We start from the raw sequence: 19,008 nt of genomic DNA, 5'->3' as shown, positions 1-19,008 counted from the left end.
TCTGATGGGTGGCTCGATGCGGCCGGCAGTTCATTTCGGCAATGCTCAAGGCGGTCGCCGCACACTGGTGCGGCATCAGCAAGGATGAGCACACCAGGCGCAGGCGAATGAAGCGCCGAAGTCAGTTCCGCGCAGCTTGACCGGTTAACACGGTAGCCGCAGGAGATTTAGCATGGCGCCGCCGACAGGCGGAGCGGAAATCGGGACCGACTGCCGCCGGCAAGCTGCTCCGTTTGGGCTGGTCTGCCCCCTATCCCCCAGGCCGCGCCCCAGAGATCGGCGATATAGACATTGTCGTCACGGTCGGCTGTTGGATCCCCCCTGTTCAAGCCACCTGCTGAAGCCTCCAATTTTGTTCAAAAGAGCATGGGTGTGAAGTTCGACTGATGCCGTGACGCGAGAGGTAAGCGGCTTCCGCGCCCTCATGGCATCGCAAAAATCGTCGCATCATCCACCCGTTCGCGGATGCCCTTGAACGACGGGTGGCGCAGCTTCCCGTCCTGCGTCCAGGCACGATACTCGGTCTCGGCGACAAGTACCGGCCTGATGAAGACCGCAGCCTTGCGTTTGAGCGCCACCGCCGGCTGATCGGTCCGGATCGCGTCGAGCAGCTCACGCAGCTTTGCTGACTCCTGATAGCTCCAACCTGTCCCGCATCCGCCGACGTAATGGAGTCCCTCGCCTTTCCTCGCCGCCAGCAGCAGCCGGCCAATGGCGCCTTGCGTCGCCGGAGGCTCAAAGCCGACAATCAGTCAGGCCAGCCTTCCGCAGGCCGTCCACAATGCGTTCGAAATCGGCAGGATTCTTGTAGGGCAGTACTTTGCGCCTGTGCTCCAGGGAATAATCGGGATTGATTCGGAACACTTCCACCCACTCACCGCGCGCTTCCTCGAAGCGGCCCAAGTGACCATAGCTCGCCGCCAGCAGCACTCGCGAGACGTCGGTGTCTGGATTACGGACGAGCCGCCGCTTCAGGATGACGACGGCCTCCTCGTACCTGCCTAGCTGGAACATCGCCTGCGCGTAGAAGTGCAGGAACAGATCCGGGTAATAGGGATTCAGGGCCATTGCCCGCTCGAAATAGGCGAGCGCCTCGGCCGACCTGCCAGCATAGTGCAGTGCATTGCCGAGATTCTCGTATCCCTCGACAAGATTGGGAGCAAGCGCGATCACGCGTTCGGCCTCGGCGATCGCCACGTCATGCTGTCGCAAGTGCAGTTTGACGACGCCGAGCGCCCAATGGGCGTAGGGATATTGATCGTCGAGCGCCACCGCCCGCGTGGCAGCCTCAATCGCCAGTTCACGCGATTTTGAGGGCGATTGGCTCCACTGGTTGATGTAGGCCAGGCCATGTGTGACAGCGAGGAACGCGTAGGCCGGCACGAATTTCGCATCAAGCTCGATGGCGCGTTGCAACAGTTCACGGGCCTGCGTATTTTGCTCTCTCGTCAAGCGCCACATGTGTTCACGGCCACGAAGGAAGCAGTCATACGCCTCCAGGCTCTCGGTCTGCTCCGCAGCCAGCCGCTGCTGGTCGCCCTCTCTCAGGTTGAGCGCGAGCGCGTCGACAATCTGCTGCGTAACGTCGTCCTGCACGGCAAAGATGTCGGTCAGGTCGCGATCGAAACGCTCCGCCCACAGATGGCCGCCTGATGTTGCGTCGATCAGCTGTGCGGTGATCCGCACCCTGCTGCCCGATTTGCGGACGCTGCCCTCAAGCACGTAGCGCACGCCAAGGCCGCGACCCACCTCTTGGACGTTCACGTTCCGACCCTTGAAGGTGAACGAAGAGTTGCGGGCGATGACGAACAGCTGCGACAGCTTCGACAGAGCCGTGATGATGTCTTCGGAGATGCCGTCGGCAAAGTATTCTTGCTCGGCATCACCGCTCATATTGGCGAAGGGCAGCACGGCAATTGAGAGCGCCGGCGGCGATGCGGCTGGCGCGCGACCAGCGGCGGCGTACGTGACCGCTGTTGATTTTGACGGTGCGGCGGCGCCGACCTGGAGCGAATAGATCCGGATCGGCTCGACGATGTTCTTGAGCTGTGTGCTGCCGAGATCGGTGACGGAGAGATCGAGCCTCGCCTTGACTTGGCGATAGGCATCCTCCGACATGCAAATCGCACCCGGCGCTGCGACGCCCTCCAGGCGCGACGCGATATTGACGCCGTCGCCCATCAGGTCACCGTCGCTTTCCTCGACCACATCTCCTAAATGGATGCCGATCCGGAACTCGATACGGCGGTCATGGGGCACGCCGGCATTGCGTTCGACCATGGCGTTCTGCACCTCGACGGCGCAGCGGACGGCGTCCACCACGCTGCGGAATTCGACCAATGCCCCATCGCCTGTGCGCTTGATCACGCGCCCGTTGTGCACAGCTATAGTTGGGTCGATCAGGTCGCTGCGCAGTGCCCGCAACCGCGCCAGGATTCGATCTTCGTCCGCGCTTGCGAGCCTGCTGTATCCGACCACGTCGGCGGCCAGAATTGCGGCCAGCTTGCGGTTCTCGCCCATTGAGCGTCTCCTCTTCTCCACTATAGCAGGAAGACAGTGGGCAACACGGAACTTTTCGCTTCTTTGCGGAGCGATCGTGGGCGATGTCTCATGTGGGCGAGCGCCGTATAGATTCGGGCAATGACTGTTCTGTCGGCGGTCGATCGATTGACACGAAAACCCGCTCGGGGCCAGATCACGTCGATGCCCCTGAGGCGCCTGAATGTCTCCTTCTGACGATTCCGAGTCTCGAAGCTGCCAATCCTCTCTCGGCCCCAGTCGAGCCATTAGCTCCGCCGGAAGATCAATCTAGCTGGCCAGCCGGTCCCAGTAGGGTGGGTTGCCGAAGCTCCGCTGCAAGCTGTCGGCCAATGCGCGGATTTTCGCCGAGGCGCCATGATCGCGGGGGTAAGTTATGAAAAGCTCTGCGCCCTCGGCCCGGGCGCCGACGTCGATCGGCACCAACACTCCGCTTTTTACGGCTTCATGGATGAAGAAGGTCGGCAGTAGCGTGATTCCGAGGCCCGCCATCGCCGCCTCCCTCATGACCAGGCCATTGTTGGCCCGGAGCGCGGCCTTCGGCCGGACGACTTGCCAGCCATGCTCGGTCGAGAAGCGCCAATCGCCCTCGCGCATCGAATAGAGGATGCCGCAATGATGCTGCAGCTCGTCTATCGACGCCGGATGCCCTTCCCGTTCCAAATAGGCGGGGGAGGCGACGAGCAATCGGCGGCTCGTCGCCAGGCGCCGGGCAATGAGCCGGCTGTCGCCGATCGCGCCGTGCCGAAGGACTGCGTCGAACCCGCCGGCGGCCGCATCGACGAATCGGTCGTCCAGCTCCACCGAGACTTCGATCTGGGGATGCTCCTGGATGAATTTGGTGAGCGCCGGCGCCAGATGGAGGATCCCGAAGCTGACCGGTGCGGATAGTCTCAGCGGGCCCGCGAGCTTCCCGCTCCGCGCCGCCAGTTCGGCGGCAGCTTCGTCGGCCTCGCGAAGGATGCGCTGAGCGCGCGGCAGGAAGGTTTGCCCGTTCTCCGTCAGGGAAAGCTTGCGCGTCGTCCGCTGAATCAGCTTGGTGCCGAGAATACGTTCCAATTCGGCCAGGCGCTCGCTGACTACCGACTTGGCCAGGCCGAGCCGTCTTGAGGCTGCGCTGATCGATCCTGCCTCGGCGGTGGCAACGAAAGCGGCGATGCCGTCAAATTTGATCATTGTTCGGAAATTCCGTCGGCCAATTTCGGAGTTCTCCGGCTAGTACGAACAATGCATCAGAAGCATTTACGTGTCCAGAAAGCGCGTCAGAAGGCGGCGCCAAAGATCTGGAGGATGTGTGCAAGCCCGTCGTCCTCTACATTCACGGCTTCGGGCCAACTGACACCCATTACATCGATCAAGCCGCCGATCCCCGGCCCTGACCAAATCTAACGCAATAGGAACAACGGACATGAACGATTTCACTGGAAAAAATGTGCTGGTCCTCGGCGGCAGCCGCGGAATTGGGGCCGCGATCGTGCGGCGCTTTGCGAAGGCTGGCGGCAATGTCGCTTTCACCTATGCCGGTTCGAAAGATGCGGCGGAGACGCTCGCGGCGGAAACGGGCGCCGAGGCCATCCAGGCCGATAGTGCCAATCGCGACAGGCTGATTTCGACCGTCGCTGACCGCGGGGCGCTCGATGTCATCGTCATTAATGCCGGTACGCTGGTCATGGGCGACCCACTCACCCTGAACTCCGACGACATCGACCGGATGATCGATGTCAATGTCCGCGCGCCCTACCACGCCTCGGTCGAGGCGGCGCGACAGATGAACGACGATGGCCGCATCATCGTGATCGGTTCGGTCAACGGCGACCGCATGCCGTTCGCCGGCGGGGCCGCCTATGCGCTGACCAAGTCGGCGATGCAGGGCATGGTTCGCGGCCTGGCGCGTGACTTCGGCGGACGCGGGATCACGGTCAACAGCATCCAGCCTGGGCCGACCGACAGTGACATGAATCCCGCCGGCGGGCCGATGGCGGACACGATGCACGGTTTCATGGCGATCAAACGCCACGCCCGCGGCGACGAAATCGCCGAGCTGACCGCCTATCTCGCCGGACCACACGGCGCGATGATCACTGGCTCAATGCAAACGATAGACGGCGGCTTCGGTGCTTAGTCTTCACAGTGGGCACTAGGTCCGCAGACCCACCAAAGCAGATCTTCCGCTTTCAGCGGCCGGTCCCGTTAGCGGCCTCAGTTTTTGGCCATCGCCAACCAACATTCGAGATGACCGCTTTAGCGCATCTCGGCCGTTCGCGCTCGCCGCAGCGAGCGACTGCCTACCTGAAGGTTTTTCGATGCGGGCCACGAACTGACGGTTGCCACCGGGTGTGTTCCGGCTCGCGTTGGAAAACCTTGGAAGGAGGAAGCCGCGGGAGGCGATCGATCTTTCGCCGATGTGACCGTCGACTGTGCATCCTCGCCTTGATAGGAATCGAACCACAGGTCCGCAATCTCAACGCCCACGCGCCATTCGGAAGGGGGGTGACGCTGTACAAATCGGTCGACAGCCCGTGACGATCGAAGTGCTCGTAACAACGCACCGCAATAGGCGGTCACCAATCATTGAACATCCTTGAACGACTGGGGTCTACCAAGGCCGGACTGTTGTTCCTATGACTTCCGATGTGTCGGTGACGAACCTCACCGATACACTTTGTGGCGCAGCCGCCGGGGCTCCCGAGGTGAACTGATGGAATGCTGCGATGTCATTCAAACCATTGCTTGGCGACGGACGTATCCGGACCCGGGAAGAAGAATCAGCACCGCTGCAAACTGCGTCCTGGATTGATTCGTCAGTCATGTTCGACAGTCGGCGCTGGGCATGCCAGGAGGCAGAACTCCATTGGACGGCACCTCATCATCTGATCGTGCTGACAGATGGGGGAAGTACGTCCCGGACATCGAGCCGGACCGAGCGCAAGATCATCTATGACGGGCAGGACCGACCCGGAATCCTCACTTTCGTTCCCGCCGGCGCGGAACGGATCGGATTCTACCGCGACGTCGACCTCTCCTATTCTGCCCTGTGGATTGATCCCGACCTTGCGCTTCCCGGTTTGGAACGGCTGCGCGACATTCCGATTCTGGTAAACGAAAGCGACGCAGTCATCGGCACGCTTCTGCGATCGCTTTGTACCGAGATGTTATTCGGCCACCGCCCGGACACAGTCTATGTAGAGCATCTGGTTTCCCTTGTCGGTTTGCGCACGGCCGGCCTGGGGGCGGCCACGTCCGGCCGCGAGCGCAGGCCGCCTTGGCCGTCGCACGTTCGAGCGCGTCCGCAACTACATTGACGCCCATATCGCCTCCGATATCTCGCTGAGCGAAGTGGCAGCCATTGCCGAGATGCCGGTCGATAGCTTCGCGCGTTGTTTCAAGGAGACGACCGGCCGTCCGCCCTATGCCTATATCCTCGAGGAACGCGTGGGGCGGGGCGGAACTGCTGCTGCGCGAGACGGACCTGGCGATAGGTGCCATTGCCTTCCGCCTCGGCTTCTCCAGCCAGAGCCGTTTCACCACGACCTTCCGTCGGCTCAAGGGCATCACCCCGCGCGCCTACCGGCTGCAGTTTTCTCCGGAATCCTGACAGGACCTCCGGTTTCCTGAAAGAAAGCGACCCCCCGCACGCCCAAATTCCGCCTGTCGAAGATAGCAAGGCGCCGGCTCGCCGGAGGGCAGAAGCCCTCCCGGCTCATGCCGTTGCGACCGGGAGATCATTCATGGCTGTAACGGACTACAGGATTACCCGCAGGGCGGTTTTGGAAAGCGGGGCGGCGACCTGCCTCGTCCTCGCATCCGGCCTGCCCGCCGGTGCCGCGGTGACTGGCGGCCCCATGACGGCCGGGCCGGTCGCGCCGCCGATACCGAGAACGCCGATGCGCTTCAGGATCAACGCCACGGAACATGCCCTGGAGCTCGACCCGCGCACGACCCTGCTTGATGCCCTGCGAAACCATCTCGGCCTCACCGGCTCCAAAAAAAGGTTGTGACCACGGCCAGTGTGGTGCGTGCACCGTTCTCGTGAACGGCCGACGGATCAACTCCTGCCTCTCGCTCGCAGCCCAGCACGAAGGCGACGAAATCACGACGATCGAGGGGCTCGCCGACGGCGACCGGCTGCACCCGGTGCAGGCGGCCTTCGTCGCCCATGACGGCTTCCAGTGCGGCTATTGCACACCGGGACAGATCTGTTCGGCCGTGGGAATGCTTAAGGAAATCCGCGCCGGCTGGCCAAGCCATGCCAGCAGCGACGTCGCCGGGCCCGCGGCGCTGACCGAGGCGGAGATCCGCGAGCGCATGAGCGGCAATTTCTGCCGTTGTGCCGCCTATCCCAACATCGTCGCTGCCATCCGCGACGCATCCGAGGAGGCGTGAGCTCATGCAACCCTTTACCTACGTGCGCCCCGGCAACGTCAACGAGGCGGCAGCCGCAGTGGCGGCCGTGCCGGAAGCGATGTTCATCAGCGGCGGTACCAATCTTCTCGATTTGATGAAGCTGGAGATCGAGCGGCCGACGCATCTCGTCGACATCAGCCGACTGCCGCTTGACCGGATCGAGGAGACGCCGGAGGGTGGCTTGCGCATCGGCGCACAGGTCCGCAACGGCGATCTCGCCGCCGATCCGCGGGTGCGGTCCCGCTACCCGCTGCCCCTATTTCTATGACCGCAGCATGCCCTGCAACAAGCGCGCGCCCGGATCGGGCTGCGCGGCGCTTCAGGGCTTCAACCGGATGCACGCCGTGCTCGGCGCCAGCGAGACCTGCATCGCGGTGCATCCCTCGGATATGGCCGTGGCCATGGCCGCACTCGACGCCCAGATCGAGACCACCCTGCCCGATGGCACGACTCGCACGATCGCGATCGGCGACCTCCGCCGGTTGCCGAGCGCAACCCCGCATGTCGAGACGGCACTCGGCCACGGCGAGATGATCACGGCCGTGACCCTGCCGCCCCCGCCGCCCGGCCGGCAGCTCTACCGCAAGGTGCGCGACCGCGCTTCCTATGCCTTTGTGCTCGTCTCGGTCGCAACCGTTGTCGAAACGAGCGGCGACCGCATAAGGAGCGCCCGCATCGCGATCGGCGGCGTTGCACCGAAGCCCTGGCGCCCGCGGGAAGCGGAATACGTGCTCGCCGGCGCGGCCGCCGCCGACGCCGCCTTTTCCGGGGCCGAGACCGCGCTCGCCGGAGCGGTGGGGCGCGGCGGCAATGATTTCAAGATCCCGCTGGCAAAGCGCACGCTACGACAGACGCTTGCCGCGGCTGCCGAAGGTGCATGAGGTGCAACGATGACCGAGACCATGGAAAACCGTTCCTCGGAGAACGGCCTTGTCGGCCAGTCGATCGCGCGGATCGACGGACCGCTGAAGGTCACCGGCCGCGCGACCTATGCCTATGAGCACGCCGTGAATGGCGCCGCCTACGGCTATATTCTCGGCGCCGCCATCGCCAAGGGCCGCATCGTCGAGATCGACAGTAGGAAAGCCGAGCAGGCGCCGGGCGTCCTTCACGTCATGACCCATCGCAACGCACCGGCCCAGCCGGAATTCGGCCCGGCGGTTACGCCCACGGTGCCGGAGGTTTTCAGCCGCGCCAGGCCCATGCTCAACAGCGACCGCGTTCGCTTCCACGACGAGCCGGTCGCACTCGTCCTGGCGGAGACCTTCGAGGCGGCGCGGGCTGCCGCGGCGCTCATCGACGTGCGCTATGAAGAGGAGCGCGGCGCCTTCGATCTGCCGGCGCGTCTCGCCGACGCCTACGCGCCCCGGCGCACCAATGCCGGCTTCGAGACGGACAGCGCCGTCGGGGACTTCGACCGCGCCTTCGCCGCCGCTTCCGTCACGGTCGATGCGACCTACCGGACGCCCTACGAGCACCACAACCCCATGGAGCCGCATGCGACGCTCGCGGTCTGGTCGGGCGACGAGGTGACGGTCTATACGTCCGCGCAGACGCTTGCCAATTTCCAGGCCGGCCTCGCCAGCACGCTCAGCATTCCGCGAGAGCATGTACGCACCGTCAGCCCGTTCATCGGCGGTGGTTTCGGCTCCAAGCTGATCGTCCATGCCGACACCGTCCTCGCCGCGCTCGCCGCAAGGGTCCTGCGCCGCCCGGTCAAGGTCGCGCTGACGCGGCAGCAGATGTTCGCCAATGCCGGTCATCGTGCCGAGATGGTCCAGCGGGTGCGGCTCGGCGCCGAGCGCGACGGACGACTGACGTCGATCGGCCATGTTGTCTGGTCCGCGACCTCCGGTTTCGAGGAGTTCTGCGAGCAGACCGCGGTCTTCGGCCGCTCGCTCTACGCCGCGCCGAACCGGTTGACCCGCCACCAGCTCGTCCCCGTCGACCTCAATCGCGGTGAATGGATGCGCTCGCCGGGCGAGGCGCCCGGCATGCTCGCCTTTGAATCGGCGATGGATGAGCTCGCCGAGAAGCTCGGCCTCGATCCGATCGAGCTCAGGATCCGCAACGAGCCGACCGCGGACCCGGAACAGGGCGTTCCGTTTTCAACGCGCAACCTCGTCGCCTGCATGCAGGAAGGCGCGCGGCGCTTCGGCTGGGAGCGCCGCAACCCGGCCCCGGGGCGCATTCGCGAAGACCGCAAGCTCATCGGCTATGGCATGGCGGCCGCCATTCGGCCGAATTACATCGGCGCCGGGACGGCGCGCGTGGCGATCGATGCAAACGGCCGCGTCACGGCTCAGCTCGACATGACCGATATCGGGACCGGCACCTACACCATCCTCGCGCAGATCGCGGCTGAAAGCCTCGGCGTTCCGGTCGCCGCGGTCAAGGTCGAGCTCGGCGACAGCCGCTTCCCGCGCACGGCCGGCTCCGGCGGCTCCTGGGGTGCGGCGAGCGCGGGTTCGGCGCTGCACCATGCCTGCAACGCCCTCAGGGAGAGGATCATGGCGGCGTCACGAACGAGCGACCGCTCGCCGCTCAGGGGCGCGAACGACGTCGCGCCGAGTTTCGCCGACGGAAAGGTGCGGGTCGGCAACCGTTCCGTAAGCCTGACCGATCTCATCGCCAGAATCGCGCCCGACGGCATTGCGGCGACCGGTTCGGTCGCCGCCGCCCGCGACACGGAAAGCTACCGAGCCTACTCCCAGCACTCCTATGGCGCGCACTTCGCGGAGGTCGCGGTCGACGGCGACACCGGCGAGATCCGCATGCGCCGCATGCTCTCGGTGATCGGCGCCGGCCGCATCCTCAACGCCAGGACCGCACGCTCGCAGATCCTCGGCGGAATGACCTGGGGTATCGGTGCTGCGCTGATGGAGGAAGCCGTGCTCGATCCCCGCTCCGGCCACTTCGTCAACCACGATCTCGCCGAGTATCATGTCCCCGTCAACGGCGACGTCGCGGAGATGGAAGTCGTCTTTCTCGAGGAATTCGACGACAAGGCCAATCCGCTCGGCGCCAAGGGGCTCGGCGAGCTCGGCGTCTGCGGCTCGGGCGCGGCAATAGCCAACGCGGTGTACAATGCGACCGGCGTCCGCGTGCGCGAATTCCCGATCACCCTGGACAGGCTGCTCCCCGGCCTGCCGCTGACGGCCATCTGACGCGTCGATGCGGTCAGACGCAACGGACACGACGGGCCTGATTGGACGAATGCGAGCATCGCGCGAGGGTCGCATTTCCAAGCTGCGCGGGGCAGCACCCCCTCTGCCCTGCCGGGCAGAGGGGTATCAACACCGCACGCCAGATTTTTCAGGTGTGATCGATTCCAAATCAGGCAGAGCGGGATGCCGGCGGCAGACCGCACACGCATTCCCCCTCCCGATCCAACCGCGCGGGCGCCCACAACAATGATCGCATACTCTGGGAATGGAATCCGCTTGTAACCTCCGGGGCTCTGGCTGCCGCAGGCTGGAGTAGGAATTTGTCCATGAGCGCGGAATTGCCGAAGCGACGATTGGCGCGCTCCCGGGCGAGCGAAAACTGAGGGTCGTCGTCCATCAGCTGTGCCATCGCGCGCTGCGCGCCTTGCAAATCACCACGCTGGCTGAGCACGGCCGTGTGGATCAGCAGGCAATCCGCCTCGCGCGGCGCGCGGATCAGGCATTCCCGCAGGACCTGGTCGGCTTCATCGAGGCGGCCGGCAGCATAGAGCGCCTGACCGTAGACATAGGTATAGTACTCCGGTGCCATCGGATGCAGCCGGCGCGCCCGCTCGGCGTTGCGTACCGCCTCGTCATAGCTGCCGAACCGAACCTGCGCCTTTGCCAGCGCCATCAGTCCCATCATTCCTCTATGGGCGTAATCCGCCGATAGAGGAAATCCTCGCAGAGGATCGTCTGAACTGAACTTATCCCGGGAAGCGACTTGATACGCTTGTCCAGCAGTTCGAACAGGTCGTCTGGATCCCGACACATGACCTCCGCCATGATGTCGAACTTGCCGGCGCACAGGGCGATATAGGCGACGGATGGGAGTGCCGAGACCTGGTCACCGACTGCGGTGATGCTGGCGCCCGATGCGACGGTCAGACATACCCATGCGATAGTGCGATATCCGATGCTGCGCGGGTTTGTCATGGCGAGCACCTGGACTGCACCCTGTTCGAGAAGCCGAGCGTAACGCTTCCGGATCTGGCTTTCGGAGATGCCGATATGACGGGAAATCTCGAGAAACGGCATGCGCCCGTCCTGGCTGAGACAGCGAACGATCTCGCGATCCACCTTGTCGAGCACAATGTTGGAAGAGAACCGCGAGCCTCCCTCCTTGACCTGCGTCCGGTCCCAGGCCGGCTGCTGGTAATGCAGGCTGAGATAGGGAAAGATGTCGATCTCCCTGACACCATCCATGCCTCGGATGGCCCCGTCCAGCAGGTCCCCGAGTTCACGATTGTCGCGGCACACAAGCTCGACGAGAATGTCATAAGCACCGAAGGTCGTGACAGCATAGTCAACGGCGTTGAGCTCAAAGAGCTGTTCAGCGATGTCGAGTCGATTGGAGCCACCCACTATCCTTATGCCGACGAGCGCCACCGAACTGTAGCCAATGGCCCTTGGCGAGGCGACCGTGGTAATCTCTATGAGCTCGAGCGCGCGAAGCTCTCCAACCCGCCTGCGCACCGTCTTTTCTGTTAGTCCCAGCTTCTCGGCAAGATCGACGAAGGAGATGCGACCATCGGCCTGTAGCAGGCGGATAAGCTCGATATCCGATGTGCTGATTTCGCAACCGCTGCCGGCACGCAGCAGGCTCGCGTGCCGTGTCTGGGGTGATCGTTTGATCGCTGACATGCCGGATCTCATGGAGACGCAACGAAGGGGTGGCAAGCCCCGATTGTCCCCTGTGAGGCCTGCCACTATTTGGTTCTAGGCGCGTGTGCACCTTGGTTCAAGTCACGTCGCTGTGCGCTGCGACATTAACCCTGCGCTGGATCCGCGTCGATTTTCCCACGCCCCAGACGAAAGCGGAACGCAGGTCGAGCAAGGGCCTCGGCCAGCGCGTTCCCACCCGGCCATAAAGACGCGAGAATTTCTGCGTCGCATCGACGACGGGACGCTGCCGCGCTTCCCAACTCGCAAGGGCGGCACGGATTTCAGGCGTTCTGGAAAGCTCGTCGGCAAGCACGAACCCGGTCTGCATGGAGACACCAGCGCCCTGGCCGAGATTGGGCGACATGGCGTGAGCGGCGTCGCCCAGGATCGCGACGTTGCCCTTGCGCCATGAATGACAGGTCACATCGCTGAAGGAGGCCCACCGACCGTTGTCCGTTAGGCGATCGATATAGGAAGCTAGTGCAGGGAAGGATTTCGTCCAGGATTTCCTGTCCGGTGGGGAGAGCCGCCCGACATGGTCGCTGGCCGGGCAGCAGACGTAAAGATAGACGGTGTCGCGGCTCGCGGGCACCACGCCGACACGGCGGCCACCGTTCCAGTATTCAAGCGACCGACCCGCTGCATCCTCCGGAATACGGGGAATGAGATAGCGCCCGCAACCATCCTGGAGATCGACGACCCTTTTCGCCAGGCCCAGGCTATTGCGAACCGCCGAGTTTACCCCATCGGCACCGACGATCAGATCTGCCTTCAGTTTCTGGCCATTTTCGAGGAGCAACTGCCCATCTTCGGTGGCACCCGAGACCCGGGAATTGACGACGATCTCGACGCCGGCGCGCGTTGCGGCGTTCGCAAGCGCTTTGTGCAACTGACTGCGCAGGATGGTGTAGAGCCGCGTACCCTGCATCATCCAGCCAGATTGGAGGAGACGCTCGCGCTCGTCGCGGATCTCCCAATACTGATTGCGCTCGCCGCCGTCGATCGCTTCGTCATAGGCGCCTATGGCTTCGAGTACGCGCAGCGCGTTTTCCCACATGAAGATGCCAGCGCCGATTTCGCGCAACTCTTCGCCGCGTTCGTGTACCCGCACGCTCCAGCCCTTCTGCGCGAGCGCCGCAGCCGTGGTCAGGCCGGCTATTCCCGCGCCAGCAATTTCCGCATGTCTTCCGTTGATCGTCATGGTTTTTTCCTCACAGTTTCACCGGCCGGCATGCCGCACGGGCCAAAGCCGGTGGTCTTGTTGTCTCTAGGTTTGTTGATCGCGGCGACGCGGCAGGCGTCAGTTCGTCATCTCGCTCGCGAGCCTTAAGCGCACCCGGTCGGCGATCACCGCCAGGATCAGGATCGCACCGATCGCCACTATCTGCAGGTAGGAGTCGACATGGGCTAGGTTCATGCCGTTCTGTACGAGGCCGATGAAGACGGCGCCCAGCACCACGCCGCCGACCCTGCCCGAGCCGCCGCTCAGGCTCACGCCGCCGATCACGCAGGCCGCGATCGATTCCAGCGGCATGGAGCCGCCGATGTTCGCTTCCCCCGTGGCGAGCCGCGCCGTCAGCATCAGACCCGCTATCGTCGTCAGCGCGCTGCACAGGACGTAGGTCTTGAACAGCGTGCGCTTGGGCTCGATGCCGGACAGGCGGGAGGCCTTGATGTTGCCGCCCACGGCATAGATATACCGGCCGAGACGCGTCCAGTTGAGCAGGAGATAGACAAGCGCGATCAGCACCGCAGTGGCATAGATTGGCACCGGCACCCCGAACAGGGTTCCAAAGCCAAGGATAGCGCCAAAGGCTTCCGGCATCCCCTGTACCGGTATGCCCGAGGTGAGATAGAGCGCCAGGCCAAAGCCGACCGATGACATGCCGAGCGTCATCATAAACGGGTTCACGCCGAAGAGCGAAATCCCGAGCCCATTAATCGCGCCCATCGCCACGCCCGCGGCGAGGCCAGCGAAGACACCGATCAAGATCGCCAATCCCACCATGTCGGGCATGGCGGCGAGCGAGGCCACCATCGCCATGGCGCTGACCACCGAAGTGACGGCCAGCGTCGTTCCGACCGAAAGATCAATGCCCCCCGAGATCAGCGCGAGCATCTGGCCAAGCGACACGATCGTGAGATAGCTCGATTGCCGCGCGACATTGATCAGGTTACGCGACGTCAAGAAGTTATCCGACATGAGCGAAAAGGTGATCATCGCCGCAAGCATCAGAAACGGCAGGACGCCGAGCCCGACGAACAGGCGCTTCATCACCTCCCTTGCTGCCGTGGCCGTGGTCCTTCGATCCAGATGTGTGAGTTCAATAGACGTCATTTGGCGTCCCTTTCAAAAAAGTGGCCGAGCACATTTTCCTGGGTAATCTCTGCCCCGGACAATTCGGCCCTGAGTTCGCCGCGGTACATGACGTAGGCGCGGTTGCTGAGATTGAGGATTTCCGGCAGGTCGGACGAGATGAGCAGGATCCCAGCGCCCGCCTCGCAAAGCTTGCCGATCAGCTCGTAGATGCTTGTGCGTGTTGCGACATCGACGCCGACCGTCGGCTCGTCGAAGATGAAGAGATCGATCTCGCGGGCCAAGGCCTTGGCGATCATCACCTTCTGCTGATTGCCGCCGGAAAACTGCTCGACGCCCCGTTCGAGGTCCATCGGCCGGAGTTTCAGGTGCTTCGCCAGATCGGAAGCCCGCTTGACCTCCGCGCTCCGCCGCAGGATACCGAAGCGCGCAAAGCTCGGTGAATCGAGCGCGGACAGCGCCATATTCTCCCGCGCGCCGCGCATCATCACCAGCCCTTCGTCTCGCCTGTCGGAGGGAACGTAGAACAGCCCCTCCTGCATCATGGTACTCACCGAAAATCCGGTAACGTCACGGCCCTTGAATCGGATCCTGCCATCCTCGATCTTCTCGAGTCCGAACGCGGCCCGTCCGATATTGCTCTTGCCCGACCCGACGAGACCGGCGACACCAACCACCTCGCCTGCCCGCACGTTCAACGAGACGGAACGGAGAAGCCGGTTCGCCAATGTGACGCGATCGAGCTCGAGCAGGACACGCTCCGGCCGGTGGGCGATGCGCGGATAGATCTGGTCGATCACCCGACCGGTCATCAGCTCGATCAACTGGTCATCATTAGCCTCATCGGCGCGCAGGGACGCGACTTTTCTTCCGTCGCGCAGGACTGTGATCCGGTCGCCGATCCGACGGATCTCCGCCATACGGTGGGTGATATAGACGATGCCAGTGCCGTTGCGCTTCGCCGTTTCGATGAGCGCGAAGAGTCGGTCCGTCTCCCGTTCCGTCAGCGACGCCGTCGGCTCGTCAAGGATCAGCACCGAGACCCCCTCGGTGAAGGCCTTGGCGATCTCAACCATCTGCTGGTCGGCGCGGGAGAGTGTGGCGACGAGCGCCTCCGGCCTCAGTTCGAATTCTAGCCGATCCAGGATTTCCCGCGCTTGTCGGCGAAGCATGGCCTTGTCGAGGAACGGTCCGCGCCGGAACTCCTGGCCGAGAAACATGTTTTCCTCGACCGTTAGCTGCGGCACCAGTGAAAATTCCTGGAACACTGCCCGCACCCCATGAGCACGCGCATCATGGACGGACTGGAAGGAGACTTCCTGTCCGCACATCCTGATCCTGCCCTCCGTTGGCTGCTGGGCGCCGGCAAGGAGCGAGATGAGCGTCGATTTGCCGGCTCCGTTCTCGCCGAAGAGCACGTGCACTTCCCCATGCCGAAGCTCGAAGTCTATGCTGGCGAGCGCAGTGACACCGGGATAGCGCTTGGTCAGCCCCTCCGTTGTGAGGAGAGACGGCGGTCCAGCCGCCAAGGCGACTGGATCATGAGTGGCCACAAGTTGGTGCGCCATGGCTTACTCGACCGTGAATACGGGCTTGAAATCGGCTGGTGCAACCGAGGAATAGAGATCGAAGCTCGCCGCGTTCTCCTGGTCGACGACCGCCAGCTTCGGTCCGGCATGGCGGATATAGTCCTTGTCTTCGAGAATGCGGATCGCCTGGTCCACTGCGATGCGCGCCTGGATGACGGCGAGATCGGAGGGGGCAGCCAGAATCTCCTTCTTGACGATGCCCTCATAGATACTGGGCGTGATGTAATAGGAAATGACCTTGACCTTGTCCGTAAGGCCCCGCTGCTTGAGAACCTCAATCGCAGCTTCTGCGGTCGGCGCCGTTCCGACGATATAGGTCAAGTCTGAATTGGCCTGCAGCGCATCTTCCACCAGCTTGAGCTGGACCTCCTTGCCGGTATCGCCGTAACGCGTATCGACGACGTCGACATCACTGCCGTCAACGGCCTTCAGGAAGCCCTGATTTCCCGCCTCGACCCATCCCGCGCCGGCCGGTCCTGGGAACCAGGCGACCTTCACCTTCCCAGAACCGGTCGGATGCTTACGAGCGATATAGGTGCCCGCCCCGGCACCCATCTCGCGGAAGGAGACCAGCGACTTGGCTGCGACATCTTTCGAGGTGACGCCGTTCATGAAGTCGATGACGGGAATACCTTGCGAGGACAGTTCCTTAATCAGGTTGTTGAGACCGTCCGCCGAGATCGCACCCAGGATCACCGCCTGTGCGCCGCTCGCGACGCAATCTTCGATCTGCGAGATCTGCTTGGCGAGGTTGGTATATCCGCCGGCCTCAAGGACGGTCATCTGGACACTCTGACGCTTTGCCTCTTGCGTCACGCCATAGTCGACCGCCACCCAGTAAGCATCCTTCATGTGAGGCACGGAAACACAGATGTTGAGCGGCGCGGCCGGCTTGCCGGTCGGCGTATACTGGACCGTGGTGCGGGCGCTATTCATATCGAAGGGCGGATTCCAGGATTCGACATCAACGGGAAACCAGCTCTTGTCAGTTGCAAGGGCCGAACCAGCGAATAGGCATGCAATCGCTGCCACGCAGGCGAGCGTGTTGTTGAGTTTCATTTCTTTCCTCCCAGTTGAAAGCACGCCGGAATGCGTGCCCTTCAGGGCGGGATGAGGATAACTGCGTGCGCCCCCACATCCCGCTCAAACTTCTCAAATCATCTAGTGGCGCGGCGCGGCATGCTTCTCCGTTCTGCCGCGTGACATCACATATGTCGGCTTCAGTCGTCGAATTTCGTCCACGGGCTTTTTGCGCGGGTCGCATTCGAGCGCGATCACGTCCGCCATCTTCCCTGGAGCAAGGCTCCCTTTGTCATCTTCTTCGCCCAGCACCGCTGCAGCATCGATCGTGTGCATCCTCAGCGCCGTGTCGAAATCGAGCGCTTCGTCCTCATCGATCGTGAGGCCCGAATAGGTCTGGCGCTTCATGCAGCACCAGATGCTGAAGAAAGGATTGGTCGCTTCCCGCTCCGAGCCGATCCAGACATCGGAGCTGCCGGACAAACGCCAACCCTGCTCAATGAGGCTGCGGAAGGGAAAACGTCCCCGCCGGCCATAGGCGCCGAGATAGTCCGGAAAGTACTCGCCGAATGTATAGAGGAAGACCGGCTGCGGAACTGGAATGATACCCGCCCTCGCCCATCTGTGCGCCGTCTCGGAAGTCGGCAAGAGATTTCCGGCGTGCTCAATGCGCATCCGCGACCGGCCGGGCTCCGTGCCGCCGAGCTTGATCACCATGTCGCAAAGCCAGTCTTGAGCGCGATCGCCGTTGGCATGGACGGCGAGTTGCAGTCCGGCCTCGCGGGTCATCAGGAAGGCCCGTCTCAAGAAATACTGGTCGAAAGCGATGGAGCCCGACGAACCTGGATGGCCGACATAGCAGCAATTGACAGCTGCGGATTTAGCCGAGAACCCCCCGTCTGAAAACAACTTGAGTCCTTGGATGCGCAGATCCTTTTCGGAGGTCGTCAGGCGGATGTGGTGGCGCCAGTTTCTCACCTTGTCCAGGCCATCCAGCGTGCCCGGCGACCAGAGATAGACACGCATGCTGGTGGGCAGTTCTCCGCTCTCCGCAAGGTCATTCATGCATTCGATACCCGCCACCGTCTCGGAAATCTCACCGATCGTGGTGACACCAAAATCGGTGAAAAAATCCCTGAGGCCCGAGGCGATGCAGGCGCGCAACTCATCCGCATTCGGTCTCGGCAATGGTAGCAGCGAGTCCATCTCCTTGATGACGCCGGTGGGTTCACCGTCGTCGCCGAATATTACTTCTGGCTTCCCGGTGATCGAATGCTCCGGCGGACGGAAGCCGCGACCGATCCCGGCCCGTTCGAGTGCCTCCGAATTAAGCACGGTGATGTGCCCCCCTGCTCGCAATGCGATCGGCCGGTCTCTGGAAACACGGTCGAGTTCCGCTCTGGTGGGGAGGCGGCCTTCCTTGAGCTTTCTGTCGAAGAACAGGTTGGCCTGGCCTACAAGCCATTCACCGGGGTCGAGGTCGGTCGCGCCTGCAATGAGGGCGTCGGATACATCCTCTACCGAAGAACATTCCGGCGCCCGGCAATCGATCGTCCTGAAGGCGGTGCGGCAGACGACCTCCGCATGTGCATGCACGTCCACGAAACCCGGCATCAGCGTCGCGTCGCCGAGATCCTCGACCTGATAACCATCCAGGCCCGCCACGTCGTCACGACGGACCAGCCGCTCAATACGATCGCCGGAAATGACGACACCTTGCCAGTCGGGTCGGGAACCATCTTCGCAGGTGATGACGCCGCCGCCGAGCACTACCTTCTTCATTTGGGGCCTTTCAATGTCCAGCAATAGGAAAAGAAAAACATAACCGAATTTCGTTGTCAATATGTGTGATCATACCGTTATTCGGCACGTTTGCCGCCATTTTAGGCTTTTTTCGTCGCATGCTTCGCCAGCCGCGCGGCGAGCGTTTCCGGCATCAGCGTCCCACGCATCCGCCTTGCGGTTCTGATGATCAGCGGCGGTCTCGCCGGCCTTGCCGGCCTCCTTTATGCCGGCCGTCTGCAGGCGGCGAAGTACACGCTTGGCGAGACGGATCTGATGACCGTGATTGCCGCGGTCATCGTTGGCGGTACGCTCCTGAACGGCGGCAAGGGGTCGATCGTCGGCGCACTCGTTGGTTCGCTGATGATGGGCATGCTCAACAACGGGCTGATCCTCATGGGTCTCTCCGTCTCCGACCAGATGATCGTTCGCGGTCTCATTATTCTCGCTGCAGTCGCCGTTTCGCTGCGCGAAAAGTCTCGCTGAA

General features: G+C 62.9%; 11 protein-coding genes and 5 pseudogenes. 6 read left to right on the top strand and 10 right to left on the bottom strand.

The genetic code is table 11. The annotated features are described in order from the left end of the window. Positions 1-422: 422 nt before the first annotated feature. The 3 genes from NGR_RS00690 to NGR_RS00680 all read right to left on the bottom strand — a co-directional run bounded on the left by NGR_RS00690 (position 423) and on the right by NGR_RS00680 (position 3,714). Positions 423-713: a hypothetical protein gene (locus tag NGR_RS00690; protein ID WP_282096850.1), complete on the bottom strand. Its 291-nt coding sequence runs from the start codon at positions 711-713 to the stop codon at positions 423-425. 22 nt (positions 714-735) lie between these two features. Beyond that, on the bottom strand, positions 736-2,520 hold the full coding sequence (locus NGR_RS00685) for an adenylate/guanylate cyclase domain-containing protein (protein ID WP_012706209.1): 1,785 nt from the start codon (positions 2,518-2,520) through the stop codon (positions 736-738). Positions 2,521-2,808: 288 nt separating this feature from the next. Then, positions 2,809-3,714 carry a LysR family transcriptional regulator gene (locus tag NGR_RS00680; RefSeq protein ID WP_012706208.1) on the bottom strand — a complete coding sequence of 302 codons (906 nt, stop codon included), beginning with the start codon at positions 3,712-3,714 and terminating at the stop codon, positions 2,809-2,811. A gap of 232 nt (positions 3,715-3,946) precedes the next feature. On the opposite strand from NGR_RS00680, the gene bdcA reads away from it, so the two are divergent. From bdcA to NGR_RS00655, 5 genes and pseudogenes are all read left to right on the top strand, one after another. Further along, on the top strand, positions 3,947-4,660 hold the full coding sequence (bdcA, locus tag NGR_RS00675; RefSeq protein WP_012706207.1) for an SDR family oxidoreductase: 714 nt from the start codon (positions 3,947-3,949) through the stop codon (positions 4,658-4,660). A 589-nt stretch (positions 4,661-5,249) separates the two neighbouring features. Beyond that, positions 5,250-6,133: pseudogene (locus NGR_RS00670) on the top strand (helix-turn-helix transcriptional regulator). A gap of 133 nt (positions 6,134-6,266) precedes the next feature. Beyond that, positions 6,267-6,921 (top strand): annotated as a pseudogene (locus NGR_RS00665) (2Fe-2S iron-sulfur cluster-binding protein). A gap of 4 nt (positions 6,922-6,925) precedes the next feature. Further along, positions 6,926-7,823 (top strand): annotated as a pseudogene (locus tag NGR_RS00660) (FAD binding domain-containing protein). 9 nt (positions 7,824-7,832) lie between these two features. Next, positions 7,833-10,109, top strand: a complete 2,277-nt coding sequence (locus tag NGR_RS00655) for a xanthine dehydrogenase family protein molybdopterin-binding subunit (RefSeq protein WP_012706200.1) — start codon at positions 7,833-7,835, stop codon at positions 10,107-10,109. Positions 10,110-10,278: 169 nt separating this feature from the next. On the opposite strand, the pseudogene NGR_RS00650 reads toward NGR_RS00655, so the two are convergent. The 7 genes and pseudogenes from NGR_RS00650 to NGR_RS00620 all read right to left on the bottom strand — a co-directional run. Next, positions 10,279-10,785, bottom strand: a pseudogene (locus tag NGR_RS00650) (tetratricopeptide repeat protein); the annotation flags it as partial. 5 nt (positions 10,786-10,790) lie between these two features. Then, positions 10,791-11,792 (bottom strand): Lrp/AsnC family transcriptional regulator, encoded by a 1,002-nt coding sequence (locus NGR_RS00645; protein WP_164923784.1) that lies wholly within the window; start codon positions 11,790-11,792, stop codon positions 10,791-10,793. Between the two features lie 97 nt (positions 11,793-11,889). Then, a complete protein-coding gene (locus tag NGR_RS00640; RefSeq protein ID WP_012706198.1) occupies positions 11,890-13,014 on the bottom strand; it encodes an FAD-dependent oxidoreductase in 1,125 nt (374 codons plus the stop codon). A gap of 99 nt (positions 13,015-13,113) precedes the next feature. Beyond that, on the bottom strand, positions 13,114-14,151 hold the full coding sequence (locus NGR_RS00635; protein ID WP_012706197.1) for an ABC transporter permease: 1,038 nt from the start codon (positions 14,149-14,151) through the stop codon (positions 13,114-13,116). After that, positions 14,148-15,698 (bottom strand): sugar ABC transporter ATP-binding protein, encoded by a 1,551-nt coding sequence (locus tag NGR_RS00630; protein ID WP_012706196.1) that lies wholly within the window; start codon positions 15,696-15,698, stop codon positions 14,148-14,150. Before NGR_RS00630 ends, NGR_RS00635 begins: the two co-directional genes overlap by 4 nt. A gap of 3 nt (positions 15,699-15,701) precedes the next feature. Further along, positions 15,702-16,778, bottom strand: a complete 1,077-nt coding sequence (gene torT, locus NGR_RS00625; RefSeq protein WP_012706195.1) for a TMAO reductase system periplasmic protein TorT — start codon at positions 16,776-16,778, stop codon at positions 15,702-15,704. 102 nt (positions 16,779-16,880) lie between these two features. Beyond that, positions 16,881-18,521, bottom strand: a complete 1,641-nt coding sequence (locus tag NGR_RS00620; RefSeq protein ID WP_240545092.1) for an amidohydrolase — start codon at positions 18,519-18,521, stop codon at positions 16,881-16,883. 132 nt (positions 18,522-18,653) lie between these two features. Between NGR_RS00620 and NGR_RS00615 the strand changes: the two are divergent. Next, a pseudogene (locus NGR_RS00615) lies at positions 18,654-19,007 on the top strand (ABC transporter permease); the annotation flags it as partial. Position 19,008: the final 1 nt, after the last annotated feature.

The organism is Sinorhizobium fredii NGR234 (assembly GCF_000018545.1).
GTDB classification, from domain to species: Bacteria; Pseudomonadota; Alphaproteobacteria; order Rhizobiales; family Rhizobiaceae; genus Sinorhizobium; species Sinorhizobium fredii_A.
The sequence above is the reverse complement of the archived record's forward strand: the minus strand, read 5'-3'. Positions and strand labels throughout refer to the sequence as shown.

What these genes read in the sequence shown, in the direction of transcription:
- NGR_RS00640 (WP_012706198.1), bottom strand. Translation starts at nt 13,014, where the DNA reads ATGACGATCAACGGAAGACATGCGGAAATTGCTGGCGCGGGAATAGCC.
- NGR_RS00680 (WP_012706208.1), bottom strand. Translation starts at nt 3,714, where the DNA reads ATGATCAAATTTGACGGCATCGCCGCTTTCGTTGCCACCGCCGAGGCA.
- NGR_RS00685 (WP_012706209.1), bottom strand. Translation starts at nt 2,520, where the DNA reads ATGGGCGAGAACCGCAAGCTGGCCGCAATTCTGGCCGCCGACGTGGTC.
- torT (WP_012706195.1), bottom strand. Translation starts at nt 16,778, where the DNA reads ATGAAACTCAACAACACGCTCGCCTGCGTGGCAGCGATTGCATGCCTA.
- bdcA (WP_012706207.1), top strand. Translation starts at nt 3,947, where the DNA reads ATGAACGATTTCACTGGAAAAAATGTGCTGGTCCTCGGCGGCAGCCGC.
- NGR_RS00630 (WP_012706196.1), bottom strand. Translation starts at nt 15,698, where the DNA reads ATGGCGCACCAACTTGTGGCCACTCATGATCCAGTCGCCTTGGCGGCT.
- NGR_RS00635 (WP_012706197.1), bottom strand. Translation starts at nt 14,151, where the DNA reads ATGACGTCTATTGAACTCACACATCTGGATCGAAGGACCACGGCCACG.
- NGR_RS00620 (WP_240545092.1), bottom strand. Translation starts at nt 18,521, where the DNA reads ATGAAGAAGGTAGTGCTCGGCGGCGGCGTCATCACCTGCGAAGATGGT.
- NGR_RS00655 (WP_012706200.1), top strand. Translation starts at nt 7,833, where the DNA reads ATGACCGAGACCATGGAAAACCGTTCCTCGGAGAACGGCCTTGTCGGC.
- NGR_RS00645 (WP_164923784.1), bottom strand. Translation starts at nt 11,792, where the DNA reads ATGTCAGCGATCAAACGATCACCCCAGACACGGCACGCGAGCCTGCTG.